The organism is Streptomyces sp. NPDC053673 (assembly GCF_055585225.1).
This window is the reverse complement of record NZ_JBVJKN010000028.1, coordinates 24,703-40,731: the sequence shown is the minus strand read 5'-3', so window position 1 is coordinate 40,731 and position 16,029 is coordinate 24,703. Positions and strand designations below refer to the sequence as shown.

Annotated in this window: 16 protein-coding genes and 1 tRNA gene; 7 read left to right on the top strand and 10 right to left on the bottom strand. The window is 69.3% G+C overall.

Going from position 1 to position 16,029, the window contains the following annotated elements; translation table 11 throughout:
• Positions 1 to 61 precede the first annotated feature (61 nt).
• Positions 62 to 718 (bottom strand): TIGR04222 domain-containing membrane protein, encoded by a 657-nt coding sequence (locus tag ACZ6ZQ_RS29910; RefSeq protein WP_469771631.1) that lies wholly within the window; start codon positions 716 to 718, stop codon positions 62 to 64.
• A gap of 280 nt (positions 719 to 998) precedes the next feature.
• Here ACZ6ZQ_RS29910 and ACZ6ZQ_RS29905 point away from each other — a divergent pair.
• Positions 999 to 1,072, top strand: a tRNA-Met gene (locus ACZ6ZQ_RS29905).
• Positions 1,073 to 1,195: 123 nt separating this feature from the next.
• Here the strand turns inward: ACZ6ZQ_RS29905 and ACZ6ZQ_RS29900 are convergent.
• Positions 1,196 to 1,378 carry a hypothetical protein gene (locus ACZ6ZQ_RS29900; protein WP_469771687.1) on the bottom strand — a complete coding sequence of 61 codons (183 nt, stop codon included), beginning with the start codon at positions 1,376 to 1,378 and terminating at the stop codon, positions 1,196 to 1,198.
• A 307-nt stretch (positions 1,379 to 1,685) separates the two neighbouring features.
• Between ACZ6ZQ_RS29900 and ACZ6ZQ_RS29895 the strand changes: the two genes are divergently transcribed.
• The gene (locus tag ACZ6ZQ_RS29895; RefSeq protein WP_469771630.1) at positions 1,686 to 2,183 is read left to right on the top strand and encodes a levansucrase; all 498 of its coding nucleotides are present in this window, start codon (positions 1,686 to 1,688) and stop codon (positions 2,181 to 2,183) included.
• 56 nt (positions 2,184 to 2,239) lie between these two features.
• Here ACZ6ZQ_RS29895 and ACZ6ZQ_RS29890 read toward each other — a convergent pair whose 3' ends face one another.
• Both ACZ6ZQ_RS29890 and ACZ6ZQ_RS29885 read right to left on the bottom strand, forming a co-directional pair.
• Entirely contained in the window at positions 2,240 to 2,938 is a 699-nt protein-coding gene (locus ACZ6ZQ_RS29890; RefSeq protein ID WP_469771629.1) for a DUF429 domain-containing protein, read from the bottom strand.
• Positions 2,931 to 3,614 (bottom strand): protein-L-isoaspartate(D-aspartate) O-methyltransferase, encoded by a 684-nt coding sequence (locus ACZ6ZQ_RS29885; protein ID WP_469771628.1) that lies wholly within the window; start codon positions 3,612 to 3,614, stop codon positions 2,931 to 2,933. Before ACZ6ZQ_RS29885 ends, ACZ6ZQ_RS29890 begins: the two co-directional genes overlap by 8 nt.
• A gap of 562 nt (positions 3,615 to 4,176) precedes the next feature.
• Here ACZ6ZQ_RS29885 and fusA point away from each other — a divergent pair.
• Positions 4,177 to 6,315 carry an elongation factor G gene (gene fusA / locus ACZ6ZQ_RS29880; protein ID WP_469771627.1) on the top strand — a complete coding sequence of 713 codons (2,139 nt, stop codon included), beginning with the start codon at positions 4,177 to 4,179 and terminating at the stop codon, positions 6,313 to 6,315.
• A gap of 108 nt (positions 6,316 to 6,423) precedes the next feature.
• Here fusA and ACZ6ZQ_RS29875 read toward each other — a convergent pair whose 3' ends face one another.
• The 4 genes from ACZ6ZQ_RS29875 to ACZ6ZQ_RS29860 form a co-directional block, all read right to left on the bottom strand.
• Positions 6,424 to 7,263, bottom strand: a complete 840-nt coding sequence (locus tag ACZ6ZQ_RS29875) for an alpha/beta fold hydrolase (RefSeq protein ID WP_469771626.1) — start codon at positions 7,261 to 7,263, stop codon at positions 6,424 to 6,426.
• A 23-nt stretch (positions 7,264 to 7,286) separates the two neighbouring features.
• Positions 7,287 to 7,577 carry a YncE family protein gene (locus ACZ6ZQ_RS29870; protein WP_469771625.1) on the bottom strand — a complete coding sequence of 97 codons (291 nt, stop codon included), beginning with the start codon at positions 7,575 to 7,577 and terminating at the stop codon, positions 7,287 to 7,289.
• Positions 7,578 to 7,593: 16 nt separating this feature from the next.
• Positions 7,594 to 8,295, bottom strand: a complete 702-nt coding sequence (locus ACZ6ZQ_RS29865; RefSeq protein ID WP_469771624.1) for a hypothetical protein — start codon at positions 8,293 to 8,295, stop codon at positions 7,594 to 7,596.
• Between the two features lie 389 nt (positions 8,296 to 8,684).
• On the bottom strand, positions 8,685 to 9,293 hold the full coding sequence (locus tag ACZ6ZQ_RS29860) for a TetR/AcrR family transcriptional regulator (RefSeq protein WP_469771623.1): 609 nt from the start codon (positions 9,291 to 9,293) through the stop codon (positions 8,685 to 8,687).
• An 89-nt stretch (positions 9,294 to 9,382) separates the two neighbouring features.
• Between ACZ6ZQ_RS29860 and ACZ6ZQ_RS29855 the strand changes: the two genes are divergently transcribed.
• From ACZ6ZQ_RS29855 to ACZ6ZQ_RS29845, 3 genes are all read left to right on the top strand, one after another.
• Positions 9,383 to 9,811 carry a nuclear transport factor 2 family protein gene (locus tag ACZ6ZQ_RS29855; protein ID WP_469771622.1) on the top strand — a complete coding sequence of 143 codons (429 nt, stop codon included), beginning with the start codon at positions 9,383 to 9,385 and terminating at the stop codon, positions 9,809 to 9,811.
• The gene (locus tag ACZ6ZQ_RS29850) at positions 9,808 to 10,656 is read left to right on the top strand and encodes an NmrA family NAD(P)-binding protein (protein ID WP_469771621.1); all 849 of its coding nucleotides are present in this window, start codon (positions 9,808 to 9,810) and stop codon (positions 10,654 to 10,656) included. Before ACZ6ZQ_RS29855 ends, ACZ6ZQ_RS29850 begins: the two co-directional genes overlap by 4 nt.
• A 180-nt stretch (positions 10,657 to 10,836) precedes the next feature.
• Positions 10,837 to 11,613 (top strand): SDR family oxidoreductase, encoded by a 777-nt coding sequence (locus ACZ6ZQ_RS29845; protein ID WP_469771620.1) that lies wholly within the window; start codon positions 10,837 to 10,839, stop codon positions 11,611 to 11,613.
• A gap of 48 nt (positions 11,614 to 11,661) precedes the next feature.
• Here ACZ6ZQ_RS29845 and ACZ6ZQ_RS29840 read toward each other — a convergent pair whose 3' ends face one another.
• A complete protein-coding gene (locus tag ACZ6ZQ_RS29840) occupies positions 11,662 to 12,186 on the bottom strand; it encodes a hypothetical protein (RefSeq protein ID WP_469771619.1) in 525 nt (174 codons plus the stop codon).
• Between the two features lie 226 nt (positions 12,187 to 12,412).
• Between ACZ6ZQ_RS29840 and ACZ6ZQ_RS29835 the strand changes: the two genes are divergently transcribed.
• A complete protein-coding gene (locus ACZ6ZQ_RS29835) occupies positions 12,413 to 13,171 on the top strand; it encodes an NAD(P)-dependent oxidoreductase (RefSeq protein ID WP_469771618.1) in 759 nt (252 codons plus the stop codon).
• Positions 13,172 to 13,280: 109 nt separating this feature from the next.
• On the opposite strand, the gene ACZ6ZQ_RS29830 is transcribed toward ACZ6ZQ_RS29835, so the two are convergent.
• Entirely contained in the window at positions 13,281 to 15,830 is a 2,550-nt protein-coding gene (locus ACZ6ZQ_RS29830; RefSeq protein ID WP_469771617.1) for a Pls/PosA family non-ribosomal peptide synthetase, read from the bottom strand.
• Between the last annotated feature and the right edge of the window lie 199 nt (positions 15,831 to 16,029).

Genomic DNA, 16,029 nt, shown 5'->3' with positions numbered 1-16,029 from the left:
TGGTGCGGCCCTCGCTCGGCGCCGATGAGGCGACGGGCACGGGAAGTTGCGGTGCGAAACATCAATTGCTGCCGCCCCCGCCGCCACAACTGGAGCCGCCGCCTCCTCCTCCGCCGCAGCCGTAACCGCTGTCCGAGCCGCCGCAGCTGAAGCCACCGTCAGAGCCGCTGTCCGAACCGCTGTCCGAGCCGGGGTCGTAGTCGAGGTCCACGGCCCTGCCCATGCGGGCCAGGAGTCGGCCCAAACCGGACGGTAGCGGCTGCGCGCCCATGATGCCGCGGCGGACCCGCCCGTCCGGGAGGACAGCCGGTCCGGCAAAGACGTATGCCGGCAGGCTCTGGTCCCGTTGAGCCGCCTTCACCTGTCGCCTGCCCGCCCTGGTCCGCCGGTGGCGCGTCCCGGTCACCAGGCCCCGTGCCGCCAGTCCCCGGCCGATCTCCTCGACCTCCGGGGAGCGTTGCACGGCCGTGCGCACATGGACCACGCTTCTGCTGCGCGGACACGATGCGAACGCGACGCGCTCGACCGGGTGCTGGGGCTGCTCCTGGCCCACGGCACGCACCCGTGTACCGATCAGCACCAGCAGCCCGCGCTCGCTCAGTGCGATCACCACGCTGTCCGCCACCCGCTGCGCCCCGCCCGCCAGGAACGCGACGTCATACGCGTCCAGGGCCCGTGGCACCTCCGCAGCCGCTGTCCGCCGGAACACCTTCCTCATGCCGGTCCCCCTTCGTGCACCCCGCTGTTGACGGTTTCGCCTGTGAGGAAGCACACAACCCTCCCTTGCGGGAGTTCAGAGCAACATTTGAGCTTTCCGGTCGGGGAACCGTGGCAGGGGCCGAGCCGGCGAACGGGCGACAGCTCGGCGTCGGATCAGCGGTGCTTCACGAGCACTGGCATCCGGGGCCGGCCGAGACGGCCGGTTCGCCAACGCCGCTTGGTGATCCGCCGTAAAAAGTCACTCGCTCGGCGTGGTCGCCCCGTCCTGGAGTCGAGGCCGCCGGGTGGAGCAGGTCGGTAGCTCGCTGGGCTCATAACCCAGAGGTCGCGGGTTCAAATCCCGCCTCGGCCACGAAGAGACGGGCCCGTCGCACATGGTGCTGCGGGCCCGCCCACGTGAGCGAGTGCCAACGACGGCCCGCGACGTCACATCTTCCGCGGGCGGCACGACTGTCGGCTCAGGGGAACTGTCCGATCACTGTCCGGGGGCGAACGACCGCACCGCCGGAGGGAACCCGCCGCCCATGGGCGTGCTCGGCCGGATCACACGCTCCAGCTCTCGAACAGTGCGCTCGGCTTCGCTGCGCACTTGCGCGGGAACGTCCCCGAGCTCCGTGACGAGCCGGTCGTAGATCGGCGCTTCCTGCCACACGGTCAATCAGTCCTCTCCCATCGGTTCCGCTCCGTCGTTGGATCGGAAGCGGCTGCCGAGTGTATGCCGGACCGGCGGATCGTGCGGTCCGTGGCCGAACGGCGGACGTCCGAATCCCTGCGGTCGCGCCGCCGCGGGGACATGGAGAGAGCTGGTCTCCCGCACCCGCGCGGCGAGTCTTTCTGGCCGGTCTTTCTGGCCGGTCTCTGTGGCCGGTCTCTGTGGCCGGGCTCCGTGGCCGACGCCCGCGCCGTGGCGGTGAGGACCAGGGCCCGGTGGGGCCGGGGAAACCGCCCTGAGCGATGATCTGCCCATGAACGAAGCAACACCGGTACAGAACTACCTGCGATTCGTCGAGCACCGGCTGACGACCGACGGGTGCACCCCGCGCTGGGAGCACTGGGGAGGCACCCCCGTCCTCATCGGCCGACGCGCAGACTTCCGCATGAAGTGGGCGGCAACCAAGCTGCACCTGTTCACTGCGGTCGCGGCCGTGCCCGAGATCACCGTGCCGGCCATTGAGGCCTTCACCTGGCAGGTCCTCGACTACGCCCGCAAGAACAAGGGCGGCCTGCCGGTGGGGCTGCAGACCGGCGTGGGTGCCTTCCCGGTCCTGGTGAGCGAGCGGGTCGACCCCGCGGCCATGGCGTGGGCACAGGAGCAGCAGCGCAATCGGTTCGCGTGTTTCGCGCGGCCAGTCGTCGTGGACATGTCGAACGGTCACGTGGGCTTCTACCGGGACAACCCCACCCTGGGCCGGATCTACGCGAACCACATGATCGAGAAGGGCAACCTCTACTTCCTGAAGTAGCGCCGCACGGGCGTCCACCCCGGCATGCATCTGGCAGTGGCATGCATCCGGCAGTGTCAGTACCAGATGGCGATCGGCCGGCCCCGGCGGTCGTGCTGCGGCGGGTCCGGGAGGCATTGCGCGCGGCCCTGGGCGATGCGGTGCGCGCTCCAGGCTGCGGCCGCCGCGTCCAGCACATCGTCCGGGGGCACGCGTCCCGCGTCCCGGAGATCGTCGGGAAGGACGATCCCGGCCGCTGCGAGAAGCGAGCGCCGGGTCATCTGTCCCGCCCAGCTCTTCTTGCGGTGGGGGAGCGCTGTCCCCTGCGCCAGCGCCCGGAACGACACCTCCGGGTGCACCTCGAAGAGACGATCGCCCCCGGAATCGGCCAGGCAGTTGTTCGCCTCCCGCAGCTTGGCGGCGAGCCCCCAGCTCTGGCGGCTCAGTCCGGCCCCGGTGAGCTCCCGGCACCGGCGGTTCGCGGCCGCGTAGTCCTCCTCCTGCCACACCGCATGCGGCGGCACCCGGAAGACACTGCCCCTCTGCCGGCCGAGCAGCGCCGCCGCCTCCGTGTCCGCGCGCCGCCACCCCGCGTCGAGCAGTCCCAGCGGCATGTCCACGGCCACGACCCCGTCGGCGTCATTCCCGGCCTCGCGGAGCAGCGACCGCAGGCAGGTGCCGACGCGGGCGCCCGCGAACCGACCAGCACGAAGTTCGACCGCCACCCATCCGCCCGGGCACGCGTCGATGCCGAGGACCGCCAGGGCGTCACCCATGTCGGCCGGATTCCCCGAACGGGGCCGTCGGGGGATATCCGTAGGCCCCGTACAGCCGGACGAAGTGTGCCGCCACAACGACTCCGGAGCGCATCAGACCGTGGGCCTTCCGCTCGTACACCTCGACCTCCTCCTGGCCGCCCGGCCCGATCGGCTGGACCAGACGGCCACCGATACGCAGCTGGGCGATCAGCGGCGGTGGCACCTGCGGGAAGGCGGCACAGACGATGACGGCATCGTACGGGGCGAGTTCGGGCACACCATGCGTCCCGTCGCCGACGACGATCTCGACGTTCTCCACGCCCTCACGGAGGAGATTGCCCCGGGCCTCCTGCGCCAGGTCCGGCCACCGTTCCACGCTTACGACGTACGTGGCCAGCCGGGCGAGGAGGGCTGTCGGGAAGCCGTGGCCGGTACCGATCTCCAGGACACGCTCGCTTCCGGTGAGGCCGAGCGCGTCGATCATCATGGCCACCAGCGAGGGCTGCGTCGTCACCTGAGCGTGCCCGATGGGAACAGGAACGTCCACGTACGCCGATGCCCTGTGGGACGCGGGAACGAATGCGGCGCGCGGGGTGACCCGCAGGGCGTGAAGGAGGCGTTCGTCGGTCACACCAGCGGCACGGGCAGCCCTGACCAGGTCGTCCGGAGTGGGATCGGAACTGGGGTACGTCATCGTGTCCGCCTCCCGTTCAGATTACCGGAAGGGCCCCTTGTCCCACTGCGCCCGTCCCGGAGCACACGGTGACGCACCACCCCCACACCCAGCCACCGACGCACGCCCACGACTCCCGACCAGACCCTGGGGGACGAATAATCCGGTGCCGGCGCCCAGCCGGGCTCACTAAACTCGCCTCGCGCGCCACAACGACTCGCAGCGCGCGTTTCGACGACTGAGGGGAGCCGACCGTGTGTTACCGCACCACCGTCGTTGTTCCCCGGTCACGGTACGACGTGATCCTGATGTCTTCGTGTGCCCGGTGCCGGCTGCGCGGCCGCCACCGGACGTCCGAGACGAACATCTGACTCCCTGTCTGACCGCTGTCCGGCCGCTGAGCCAGCTGCTGTCCGGCCGCCGAGCCGGCCGCTGAGCCGGCCGCTGTCCGGCCGTTGAGCCGACCGGCCGGGTACATCCCGATGCGGTCGCGCTGCATCAGGGGATTCTGCCGACTTGATCCAGGCCGTTCGTCCGGGAATCGCGCTGCCCTGTTCTCGATCACCCTGAAAGGCCTCGGGCCGTGCGTACCGACCTGCAACGCAATCGCATCAGTCCACTGACCAGCGTCCGAAATCTGGGCATCCTCGCCCACGTTGACGCCGGCAAGACCACCATCACCGAACGGATCCTGTACGTCACCGGCGCCACGCACAAGCGGGGCGAGGTCCACGACGGGACGACCGTCACCGACTTCGACTCACAGGAGCGCGATCGTGGGATCACCATCTTCGCCGCGGCGGTGAGCTGCGTCTGGGACGGTCACCGGATCAATCTGATCGACACACCGGGCCACGTCGACTTCTCCGACGAGGTCGAGCGCTCGTTGCGGGTGCTCGACGGCGCGATCGCGGTGTTCGACGCCGTCGCCGGGGTCGAACCGCAGAGCGAGTCGGTGTGGCGGCAGGCCGACCGGCACGGTGTGCCGCGGATCGCCTTCGTCAACAAGCTGGACCGCGCCGGTGCCGACCTCGACACGGCGGTCGAGTCGATCCGGGAGCGGCTGCACACGGTTCCGCTGGTGGTCCAGCTGCCGATCGGGCAGGAGGACGGGTTCACCGGAGTGGTGGATCTGCTGCGTATGCGCTCGATGGTCTGGCGCGCGGGCAGTGACACGTTCGAGGAGGGCGCGGTGCCCGACGCCCTGCGGGAAGAGGCGCACCGGCGCCGCCGACTGCTCGAGGAGGCGGTGGCGGAACTCCACCCGGTCGCGTTGGAGGAGTTCTGTGCAGAGTCGACTCTCTCCGCACGGACTCTGGCTGCCGCACTGCGCGACCTGACCTGCAGCGGTGAGGGCGTGGTGGTGCTGTGCGGATCTGCCTACCGCAACTGCGGGATCGAGCCGCTCCTGGAGGCCGTCGCTGCGTACCTCCCGTCGCCCCTGGACGTGCCGGCGGTACGAGGCACCCTGGGCGGCACGGAGCAGGAGCGGGTCGCCGACCCGGGGGCGCCGTTCGCCGCGCTGGTCTTCAAGGTGAACTCGACCGCCACGGGGCGGATGACCTACCTGCGTGTGTACTCAGGAACGATCCGGAAGGGAGACACAGTGCTGGACGTGGGCGCGCACCGGACCGAGCGGATCGGCCGGATCCTGCGGGTACAGGCCGACCGGCACGCGGAGGTGGACCGGGCGGTGGCCGGGGACATCGTCGCCGTGATCGGACTGAAGGCCGTCCGCGCCGGTGCCACGTTGTGCACAGCCGCAGCGCCACTGGTGCTCGAACCGCCCACCGTGGCCGATCCGGTCGTCTCCGTAGCCGTCGAGGCCCGCAGCCGCCTCGACGTCGATCGGCTGACGTCGGCACTGGCACGACTGGTCGAGGAGGACCCTTCACTGGCCGTCCGGACCGACCCCGAGACCGGTCAGACAGTGCTGTCGGGTATGGGCGAGCTGCATCTGGAGGTTGCGGTGGAGAAGATCCGTCGCGCGCAAGGGCTGGATGTCGGCGTCGGCCGACCGCAGGTGGCCTACCGTGAGACGGTCGCCCGCGGGGTGTCCGGGCTGGTGTACCGGCACGTCAAGCAGGACGGCGGCGCCGGTCAGTTCGCCCATGTCGTCCTCGACGTAGAGGCGCTGGAGACTGCCGCCGACGCCGCCGCCGCGGGCGACACCGGAGGCAGCATCGGAGGCACCACCGACGGCAGCGCACGGGACTTCGTGTTCCGGTCGACCGTCGCCGGTGGGCGGGTTCCGCAGGAGTACATCCGCGCGGTGGAGGCCGGTTGCCGGGATGCACTGGCCGAGGGCCCCCTCGGCGGCCACCCGGTGATCGGACTCCGGGTCACACTGACCGACGGAGCCACCCATTCCAAGGATTCCTCGGAGATGGCGTTCCGGACAGCAGGCCGGTTCGGTCTTCGGGAGGCTCTGCGCGCCAGCGCGATGGCCCTCCTGGAACCGGTGGTTGAGGTCACGGTCACCGTGCCCGACGACGCCGTGGGTGGGGTGCTCGGCGACCTGGCGGCCCGACGCGGCCGGGTCTCGGGCTCGAACGCACGGGCCGGCACAGCGGTGATCACCGCGACCGTGCCGCTGGCCGAGTTGTTCGGCTATGCGACCCGCCTGCGCAGCCGTACCCAGGGCCGGGGAACCTTCACCACCCGGGCCACCGGCTACGCCCCGGTACCGGAAGCGGTGTCCAGCAGGATGCTGTCCCGGTAGATCGTCCATGACGGTCTCCGATGGCCCCGTCCGCACACGGGCGGGGCCATCCCGGCCGCCTGCGGACGGACGTGGTGAGCAGTGGGCACTCCCGAGCAACCGAGTCGGTCAGCCCAGGAACGTCGCGGCGGTCGCCACGAACCGGTCGGGATCGTCGAGCCACGGGAAGTGTCCGGCTCCAGGCTGAACGACGAGCTCGGCGTTCGGGAACAGCCCGGTGAATTCTGCCATCGCGGGAGGCGGAGAATTCAGATCGACCTCTCCGGCGAGCAGGAGCACCGGCTCCCCGAACAGCGCGAGCGCAGCACGGGTGGCGTCCGGGTCGAAAGCGCCTTCGGCGCCGAAGGCAGCCGCCGCCTCCATGTTCTTCTGCCCGCCCTCTGCAGCCTGATGGGCTTGAGCCTTCTCGTCCCAGCGGCCGTAGAAGAACGGCGCGATGGCCTGCCAGGAGTCGTCCGTCGCCTTGCCCGCGGTGATCGCTTCCAAAGCCGCGAACGCCGCCGGGAACCACGGCTCGTCCTGGCGGCGCTGCGCCGTCTCGCGCCGGACGTCTCCGGTGATCGCGAGCCCGACGGCCATGGCACTCGGCGTGATCAGGGCGAGCTTTCCGACGCGTTCCGGGTGGCGGCCCACATAGAGCGCCGCCAGATTCGTGCCGCCGGAATGCGCGAGCAGGTCCATCCGTTCGAGACCGAGGTGCTCGCGCAGGGCCTCGACGTCCTCGACAAGGTGGTCGCAGCGGTAGGACGCGGCGTCCTCCGGTATCCCGGACTCGCCGGTGCCTCTGAGATCCAGCATGATCAACTGCCGGTGCGCGGAAAGCCCGCCGAGGTCGCCGAGGTACACGGACGCCTGCATCGGCCCGCCGGGCAAGCAGACCAATGGAGCGCCGCTTCCCAACACGTGGTAGGCAAGCTTGGTTCCGTCGTACGCGGAGAAGGTAGGCATGGCCAAGACCCTGCCAGGGGCTTTCAGACAGAGCAACTGGGTTCCCCGACCTGGTCGGTGGACCGACTGCGGAGGGGATCCTGCCATGCCGCCTTCAGTTCATCCGGGGTGATCGCCACACCGGTCGGTCCGTCGCCGACGGGGACGGTGTCGACGACGGTGTTGGTGGCCGCGTCGACCACCGACACATCGTTCGCGCCGGCGTTGGTCACGTAGACGTGGGAGCCGTCCGGGGAAACCCTCACCCTGCTGGGTTCGTCGCCGACGGGGACGGTGTCCGTGACCCTGCCGGTGCGGGCGTCGATCACCGACACCGTGTCCGCCGCGAGTTCAGTTGGCGGGGGCTTGGTAGAGGCCTCGGCCGGCGCGGTGGGCCCGGGAGGTGGCGATGAGGCGGTCGAGGGTGCTGCGAACGGTGTTGATGCTGGCGGTGGTGTCGTCGCGGCCGAGGGCTTGGGCGACGTCCCGTGCCCGCAACGGCGTGTCGGCGTGGCTGGCCAGGACGGCGATGACCTGGTCGGTGAGACCACCCGTTTCCTGGGCGGCTGGTGCTGCGCTCTGCGCTTCCTTGCTCTTCACTGCCTTGGCCGGGGTGGTCTTCTTGGCCGGGCGGCGCTTGGACGCGGTCTCGGCAGGCTTCTTGGCCCTGGCCTTGCCGTTGGCAGTGGTCTTGCGCGGCTTGTGAGGGCCGTTCTGCTTCTCCGCTTGGGGCGTCGATTCATCCGCTGGTACGGAAGCAGGTTCGGGGGCGGCCGGTGCCGGTTCCGTCGTGGTGTCGGGAGCGGCTTCGACCGGGATTTCCTCTGCAGTGTGGGCGCCGGGAGCCGGCTCGCCGGCGCGGGGCTGCGGGACGGTGGTGGCGGACAGTGCGCTCAGTGCCGCCAGGGCGGCGCGTACCGATTCCAGTCGCTCGGACACCGTGGCGAGTTCCGTCTGCAGGGCCTGCTGGTGCTCCTCCAGCCGAGGAAGCTCTGCCTGCAGCAGCGCAGTTGTTGCTTCGATGCTGAGCGTTGCGTTGGCGGTCGATGTCATGGTGCTCTCCTGATGCGTGAGCGTGTTTGTGCCCATGCCTGTGCCTGTGGCGGGGGCTGTTGTGATGCAGGGTACGGCGGTTGCACTGCAGTTGGCACGTGGCCGTAGTTGACAACCGTGGCTTGACGAGGAGGCCATGGGGAGGACCCCACTTACGTTTCACCCATACGAGAGCCGCGCTGCAGGGACGTTGGACAGTACCAGGCCGTCCTGTGTGGGGCGTTGCCGCCGTCATCTGCACCGGAGACTCACCTGTTGATGTGCGTGCGCAGCAGTGTCATGTTGCCGAAGACCTCATTGGGATCGCATCTCCCCGCCAGCAACCGGGCCGAGGTCTCCGCTCCGGTGCGTGCATCAGGGGCAGGGGCGACGGGGTCGGGACCCGGTGATCAGTCTTCGGCGGCCGGTTCCCGTCGCGTACGGGTGCCGAGGACCGTGGCGGTGAAGGTCGCCAGCTGTGCCCGCATGTCCTCGCGGGGCACGTGCTTCTCGCCGGCCAGATATCCGACGAGGTCGGCCCGGGTGGCGGCGAGCAGCGCATGGGCGGTGAAGTCGCTGCCGGTCAGGCCCGGAATCTGCTCCAGCAAGTCCCGGAGCAGTGTGTGCCATCGCTCGTAGTGGTCCGTCCGGTAGGGGCTGTCCGCGCCGGTTCCCTCCAGGGCGAGCGCGAGGTGGCGGTTGTCGAGCTTGAAGCACAGGACGGCATCCAGCAGGGCCGGTACGCGCTCCAGCGGCGGGGTCGCGGGCCCCAGCGGCGGCGGGCCCGCTTCGATCGCGTGTCTGACCGGTTCGAGCCGCGCCTCGTACAGTGCGCGGATCAACCCCGTGCGGTCACCGAAGGCACGGAAGAGCGTTCCCTTGCCGACGCCGGCCGCTGCCGCGATGTCGGCCATGGTGACGTCTTCGGGACTTCGGCAGTCGGTGAAGAGCGTGTCGGCGGCCGTGAGGGCGGCGGCGCGGTTACGGGCCGCGTCCTTGCGTGGCTTGCGCTCGGGCATGCGGTTCCTCCGGTTGCGATGCGGACCGGCGGTCCGTATCTTTCATGGAAGCGGACCGCTGGTCCGTATCGTACGGGACGGAGAACCTCATGCCCGCAAACACCTCACCGGCAGATCTGTACCGCCACAGCCTGCGCCTGCTCCTGGACAAGGACATTCCCGCCTGGGTCGGCCTGTGGGCCGAGCACGGCGTCATGGAATTCCCCTTCGCTGCCCCGGGTTGGCCTGAGCGACTGGACGGTCGGGAGGCCATCGCCGCCTATATGCGCGACTACCCCGACCACATCGACCTGTATGACTTCCCCGACCTGCGAATCCACCGGACCATCGACCCCGGGACCATCGTGGTCGAGATGCGCGGCGTGGGCCGCATGGTCGAGACAGGGGACGCCTTCGACATGACCTACATCGCCGTCGTGACCGTCCAGGACGGACGCTTCACCTCCTACCGCGACTACTGGAACCCCCTCGCCGTGCACGTACCCGGCATGGACTTCACCAGGAGCAGCGCCCGATGACCTCCACCGGCACCACCCTGGTCATCGGCGCCACCGGCACCACCGGCAGCCGCACCACCGCGCAGCTGATCGCCGCCGGCCACCGCGTCAAGGCCGCCAGTCGTCGCGCCACCCCACTCCCGGGCGCGGAAGCGGTCCGCTTCGACTGGTACGACCCCGTCACCTTCCGCGACGCCCTCGGCGAAGCCGACCGGGTCTACCTCGTTCCGCCCGTCGGCGACCCCGACCCGGCCGCCGTCATGCTGCCCTTCCTCCAACAGGCCCGCACCGCCGGCGTGCACCGCGCGGTGCTCCTCAGCTCCTCGGCCATCACCGGAGGCGGCCCGGCGGTGGGAGCGGTGCACCAGGCCCTGCCCGGCCTGTTCGACGAGTGGGCAGTCCTGCGCCCCTCCTGGTTCATGCAGAACTTCACCGGCACCCACGCCCACGCCGAGAGCATCCGCAACGACGGCGTCATCCTGACCGCCGCCGGGATCGGCCGGGTCGGATTCGTCGACGCCGAGGACATCGCCGCCGTCGCCGTACGCGCCCTGACCGACGACCAGGCGCCCAACACCGACCTGGTCCTGACCGGGCCGGAAGCACTCAGCCACGACGACATCGCCGCGATCGTCACCGAGGTCACCGGCCACCCCGTGGTCCACCGCCACCTGACCTACGACGACATGCGTGACCGTCTGGCCGCGGTGATACCGCTGGAGTTCGCCACCATGCTGGCCGGCATGGACCGCGCCATCGCCGAGGGAGCCGAGGACCGCACCACCGACACCGTCCAGTGCCTCACCGGGCGCCCGCCGCACGGCTTCCGGGCGGTCGCCGAACGGGAGCTGGTGCGAGGCGGTTGACGCACTCGGTGCTCACCCCGGCCAGGCCGGCCACCTCGTCGCGGCGCAGGCCGGGCACGCGACGGCCGCACATTCCGGCATCGCGCGAGGGCGTGACAGCTGGTGTGCTGGTGAAGGGGAAGGCGGCGGCCTGCCGCCGTCCCGTACCTCTCACGTCACTCACTCCGGAAGGTGGGCACCATGACCACGCAGACCTCTGCCCGTCCCCTCACCGGCCGCGTAGCCGTTGTCACCGGCGCCTCCAGCGGCATCGGTGAGGCCTCGGCCGACTATCTGGCCGAGCTGGGCGCCCGCGTCGTCGTCGTGGCGCGGCGCGCGGAACGGCTGGACGCTCTGGTCGCCCGGATCGAGAAGAACGGGGGTCAGGCCACAGCTCTGGCCGTCGACGTGACCGACGCGGCGGCGGTGCAGGCGGCCGCCGACCATGTAGCGGCCGAACTGGGCGGCGCCGACCTGCTCTTCAACAACGCGGGTGTCATGCTCCCCGCCCCGATCGAGGAGCTGGCCACCGACCAGTGGCGGCGCCAGATCGACCTCAACATCACCGGCCTGATGAACGTCATCGGCGCGTTCACCCCCCAGCTGGTGACGGCTGCCGGTGAGCGGGGAGTGGCCGACCTGATCAACACCTCGTCGATCGCGGCCCAGAACATCTTCCCCAATTTCGCCGTCTACTCCGCGACCAAGGCGTACGTCACCCACCTCTCCCGGCATCTGCGGGCCGAACTGGGCGCGAAGAAGGTGCGGGTCTCGGCGATCGAGCCGGGCATCGTCGGCACCGAGCTGCAGAGCCATGTCACGGACGAGGGCGCCCTTTCGTGGTTGGAGAGCGCCAGGGAGACGATGGAGTGGCTCACGCCCCAGGACATCGCCCAGACCATCGGGTTCATCGCGAGCCTCCCGCCGCGGGCGAACCTCCAGCAGATCACCATCATGCCCACCGCCCAGCCGAGCTGACCGCCCGCTGCCGCAAGCCGCCGCGCACCACGCGCGGCGGCACGGTGCTCAGCCCGCGTCCGGGCCCTGTGCCCGGACACGCTGTACGTGTTCCAGGGACTCGCGCAGGTCCGTGAGCCAGTCGTCCGAGTGCTGCTGGACGAGACGGACGCACCAGGCGAGCGCGTCGCTTCGGCTGCGGGCCACGCCGCCCGCGATCAGGGTGTCCAGGACCTGGCGCTCGCTCTGCCGCAGTCGGGTCATGACGGGGGCCGCGACATGGGTGAACAGGGCGCGGGTTCCGTCGCACTCCACGCCCCATGAGACTTTCTTGTCGAAGCGCTGTTCGGCCTCGCGGGCCACGGCGATGCGCGCGTCGCGGGTGCGCTCCCGGAACTCCTGGATGCGTCCCTGGACGGCCGCTTCCTTCTCGGCGGGCGAGGCGTCCTCGGCAAGGTGGGGCGCGGGGATGCGCCCGATGACGGTGATCTCCTCGCGGTCCACCGTGACATCCAGCAGGCGTTCGTAGACGTCTTCCGGCAGGCGGCCGGCGAACCAGCCGCGAAGCTTCTCACGCTGTTCCCTTGTAAGCATGTAATCAGCATTACTCGCGATGGGGGCCGGGGCAAGGCGGCGGCCGTTCGCCCCGGGCGGAAACACTCCTGCGCCCTTGGTGCTGCGGTTCACCGGCGGCGGAGGAGGTCGCGTCCTCGGCGCCGCCCCTCAGCATTGCGTCGGCACGCCTGGGCCTGGTGTTTCGCCGGTCGGCGTCTGGATCTCGTAAGGTCCGCACACAGGGAGAGGGGGTTCCGTGGGGCAGATGCGCGTCTTGCTGCTGGACGCGGCTCCTGGGAAGTTGCTCGATCTTGAGCTGGAGCGCCTGCTCGGACACGGGTTGGCTGTCACGTTGAACCTCCGGCGGGTGACCGACCAGGCGAGCGCGCGGGCAGCCTGGGCGGGCCGTGTGGAGTTCACCGATTTCGATGCCTTCGACGAGTCGGCCCTGATCTCCGCGATGGTCGGGGGCGGGCTCGGTTACCACGCGGTCAAGTCCCGCGCGGGTGTCCCGCTGCGTGCCCGCTTCCTCGCCGCGACGACCGGCCCAACGCTGGCCAACCGGCTCCGCGTTGTCGGTCGCGCCGGGGCGGGCACCGATCATGTGGACCTGGCCGCCGCCGCCCGCCACGGCGTCACCGTGACCCATACGCCGGGCTCCAACGCGAACGCGGTCGCCGAGTTCGCTCTGGCTCAACTGCTCGCTCTGACCCGGAACCTGCCGGCGCACAACGAGGCAGCGCACCAAGGTTGCTGGAGCACGCCGACCGCCCCCGTGGTCGAGCTGTCGGAGCTGACCTTGGGCGTCGTCGGTCTGGGTCGGATCGCGGTCCTGCTCAACACTTCCCGGGGCGGAGTCGTCGACGAGCAGGCTCTGGCCGACGCGCTACGCGATCCGACGCACCCGCTGGGGGCCGCCGCCGTCGACACCTTCGAGCATGAGCACGCCGCCTTCGCGTCTCCGCTCTTCGGCCTGCCCAACGCTCTGCTCAATCTGGGCGTTCCGCGAGCAGCGTCCCCATAGTGATGTGGTGACGTTGTGACGTGGTGACGCCCGGGTCCGACGAGTGATGGCCGGGCGAAGAATACGGCGACAGAACCCCGAGGCATGCCGAGCCGCGCCCCTTCGGCCGCTATGTCGCGTTCGCTGCCTCGGCGTTGTCGAGTCGCTGCGGGTTGGCGGTGGGCATCTCCGACTCTGTTGCGGGGTTCCCGCCCCAGCGGGCGCGGGCGGGGACTTCCTCGCCCTTCATCAGGAAGGAGTCAGGTGCGAGCACCGCGCCGTCGCCCATCGTCACGCCGTAGTGCACGTGGGCGCCGACACCGAGGGTGCATCCGTCACCGATCGTGCTGTAGTCGGACTTGAAGGTGCCGTCCTCCTGGGAGTGGCACTGGATCTTGCTCCCCGCATTGAGCATGCAGTCGTCGCCTATGGTGGTCAGCATCCGTTCCGTCAGATAGCAGCCGTCGTCGAACACCCTGCGGCCGAGCCGGACCCCCAGGAGCCGCCAGATCATGTTCTTGAAGGGCGTGCCGTTGAAGATTTCGAGGTACTCGTCGGGGACCTTCCAGAGACGTTCGTGCCACCAGAAGTACGGCTCGTAGATGGAACACAACTGCGGTCGTAGCGCGCGAAAGGCTTCGATGCCGCGCTCCACCAGGACGTAGTAGAGGGCGGAGAACGCGAGGGAGAAGGCCAGGTACGCGGCGATCACCACTGCTCCGACAAAGCCGTAGAAGTCGACGGTCGTGAGGCCGACCGCAGTGAGCACGAACACGTACAGCCATCGCGCGAACAGGAAGTACACCATCGAGCGAATGTTGTAGCGGTTCTTCGCCGCGAGATTGCGCCGCAGTGCGTCCTCGGTCCGGAGATGGTCGAAGCGCGAGTCGCGCTCCACCGACCTGGGTATTTCGAAACAGGGCGAGCCGAGCAGCCCTACCCCTTCACGGACCTCGCCGTCCAGCGGAACCATCACCTTCGTGGCGAGCAGGCAGTTCTCGCCCGTCCTGGCCCCCGAAGGGTAGGCGATGTTGTTCCCAAGAAAGTTGTGTGCCCCGATCGAGGCCCGGGACACACGGAACGACGTGCTCGAGAAGTCCGCATTCACGATCGAGAGCCCGTCCGCAATCATCGTCCCGCTGCCGATGGAGCTCAGATACGGCGTCTCGTGCTCCACCTCCGTGCCGAAGTTCGACCCGGTCTGCTCGACCCGGGACAAGTCGTATCCGAGGCCGCGCAGGTAGTGGACGATGTAGGAACTGTCGCCGAGCAGCCACTTGAAGAACTTGATGTTGGTCATGCGAGCGATCGTGCGGTGCACCGAGTACTGGAGACCGTACAGCGGGTAGACCTTGTCCGGCTTGACCACCAGGTTCAGCAGACGTGGAACGGTGAACACCACAGCCAGGCCCACGACGACCGCTCCGAAGAAGAACACGGCGGAAAGGACGAGCGCGTCCACGTAGAACGGCGCCGCCGTGAGGTCCACCCTGCCCGGCGCCAGCATCCTTCCGAATGCCGGAACCGCGGTCAGCACCACGTAAGCGCCGCCGATGGCCAGCGGTGTGTACATCAGGAACGTCTGCAGCACGGTGACGAGGCCGAAGCCGGCCCGGCGCAGCGCGCCACAGGCCGTCGGCTCGACCCTCACGTAGTCGACGTCCGTGGGCTGGGCCGGTGAACCGTGCCACCGTTCACCGGCCGGCACCATCTGGCCGCTGTACAGCGCTGACGTATGGCCGAGTTGCGACCCGTCACCCATCGACGTGTCGATGTCGAGTACGGTCTTCTCGCCGATGAAGACGTCCTGGCCGATGGCGACCCGACCGGTCTGAATACGTCCGGCATGTGCCCGGTAGCAGAGGAAGAACGCTTCCTTGCGGATCACCGTACCGGCGCCGATCGTGAGGAGGTCGGTGCAGACCGGCACCGTGCGGGACAGGATCGTGACGCCCTTGCCGATCCGTGCACCGAGGGCCCGCAGATACAGCACGTACAGAGGATTGCCGATGAAGAAGACCATCGGGTTGGCGTGGATCAGAACCTTGACGGTCCAAAAGCGCAGATAGGTCAGACCCCATACCGGGAACTCGGTGGGTTTCCACCGGCCGATGAGGACCCACTTGGCCACGATCGGAAATATGCACATGGCGAGCAGGCCGGCGCCGCCGAAGAGGGCGGACCGCAGATAGATGTCGACCGGGTCCGATCCGTCGGCGACCCATTCGAATCCCCGGGCAGTGACGAAGCCGGCGACGGAGGAGTACCCGAGGAAGACCAGGAGCTGCACGACACCGCAGAGGACGAACCGCAGCGTGCTGGCAGGTGCCACGACCTCGGGCACAGCCGGCACCGACGACTCGCCGGAGGGAGGGGCTGTGTCCGCGAGTGCCGTCGCCAGACTCCGGACCGTCGGGTACTGGTAGATGTCCTTCATCGACACCGACGGCAGGTCTGCCCGCTTCCTGACCCGTGCGCAGAATTGGGCCATCAGCAGCGAGTTGGCCCCGAGGGCATCGAAGAAATGGCTGTCGACCGACACCTGCTCGACGCCCAAAACGCCGGCCAGTACCGCCGCGAGATTGCTCTCGGCGTCCGCCACCGGGCCGGCGGCACCGCGCTTGGCGAGCGCAGATTCATCCGGCCCGGGCGTCAACACCTCGACAGACTTCTCCACCATGTGAACTCCTTGCGGAAATGTCGAGACACCGTCGGCCACTTTGGCCGGGCACCTGGTGCCTCCGCGCTCCGGCGACAGTTGGGAGCCGGAAATCCCGAACCCACGAGGTTTGTGAGCTCTTAGGCTGTGAGCTCTTCCCTGGTCACAGGACCAGGGCTGTCAGTCTCCACCGGCCACCGACGGGTTGCCACTCGAGCCC

What these genes read in the sequence shown, in the direction of transcription:
- ACZ6ZQ_RS29910 (WP_469771631.1), bottom strand. Translation starts at nt 718, where the DNA reads ATGAGGAAGGTGTTCCGGCGGACAGCGGCTGCGGAGGTGCCACGGGCC.
- ACZ6ZQ_RS29895 (WP_469771630.1), top strand. Translation starts at nt 1,686, where the DNA reads ATGAACGAAGCAACACCGGTACAGAACTACCTGCGATTCGTCGAGCAC.
- ACZ6ZQ_RS29890 (WP_469771629.1), bottom strand. Translation starts at nt 2,938, where the DNA reads ATGGGTGACGCCCTGGCGGTCCTCGGCATCGACGCGTGCCCGGGCGGA.
- ACZ6ZQ_RS29885 (WP_469771628.1), bottom strand. Translation starts at nt 3,614, where the DNA reads ATGACGTACCCCAGTTCCGATCCCACTCCGGACGACCTGGTCAGGGCT.
- ACZ6ZQ_RS29875 (WP_469771626.1), bottom strand. Translation starts at nt 7,263, where the DNA reads ATGCCTACCTTCTCCGCGTACGACGGAACCAAGCTTGCCTACCACGTG.
- ACZ6ZQ_RS29865 (WP_469771624.1), bottom strand. Translation starts at nt 8,295, where the DNA reads ATGACATCGACCGCCAACGCAACGCTCAGCATCGAAGCAACAACTGCG.
- ACZ6ZQ_RS29860 (WP_469771623.1), bottom strand. Translation starts at nt 9,293, where the DNA reads ATGCCCGAGCGCAAGCCACGCAAGGACGCGGCCCGTAACCGCGCCGCC.
- ACZ6ZQ_RS29855 (WP_469771622.1), top strand. Translation starts at nt 9,383, where the DNA reads ATGCCCGCAAACACCTCACCGGCAGATCTGTACCGCCACAGCCTGCGC.
- ACZ6ZQ_RS29850 (WP_469771621.1), top strand. Translation starts at nt 9,808, where the DNA reads ATGACCTCCACCGGCACCACCCTGGTCATCGGCGCCACCGGCACCACC.
- ACZ6ZQ_RS29845 (WP_469771620.1), top strand. Translation starts at nt 10,837, where the DNA reads ATGACCACGCAGACCTCTGCCCGTCCCCTCACCGGCCGCGTAGCCGTT.
- ACZ6ZQ_RS29840 (WP_469771619.1), bottom strand. Translation starts at nt 12,186, where the DNA reads ATGCTTACAAGGGAACAGCGTGAGAAGCTTCGCGGCTGGTTCGCCGGC.
- ACZ6ZQ_RS29835 (WP_469771618.1), top strand. Translation starts at nt 12,413, where the DNA reads ATGCGCGTCTTGCTGCTGGACGCGGCTCCTGGGAAGTTGCTCGATCTT.
- ACZ6ZQ_RS29830 (WP_469771617.1), bottom strand. Translation starts at nt 15,830, where the DNA reads ATGGTGGAGAAGTCTGTCGAGGTGTTGACGCCCGGGCCGGATGAATCT.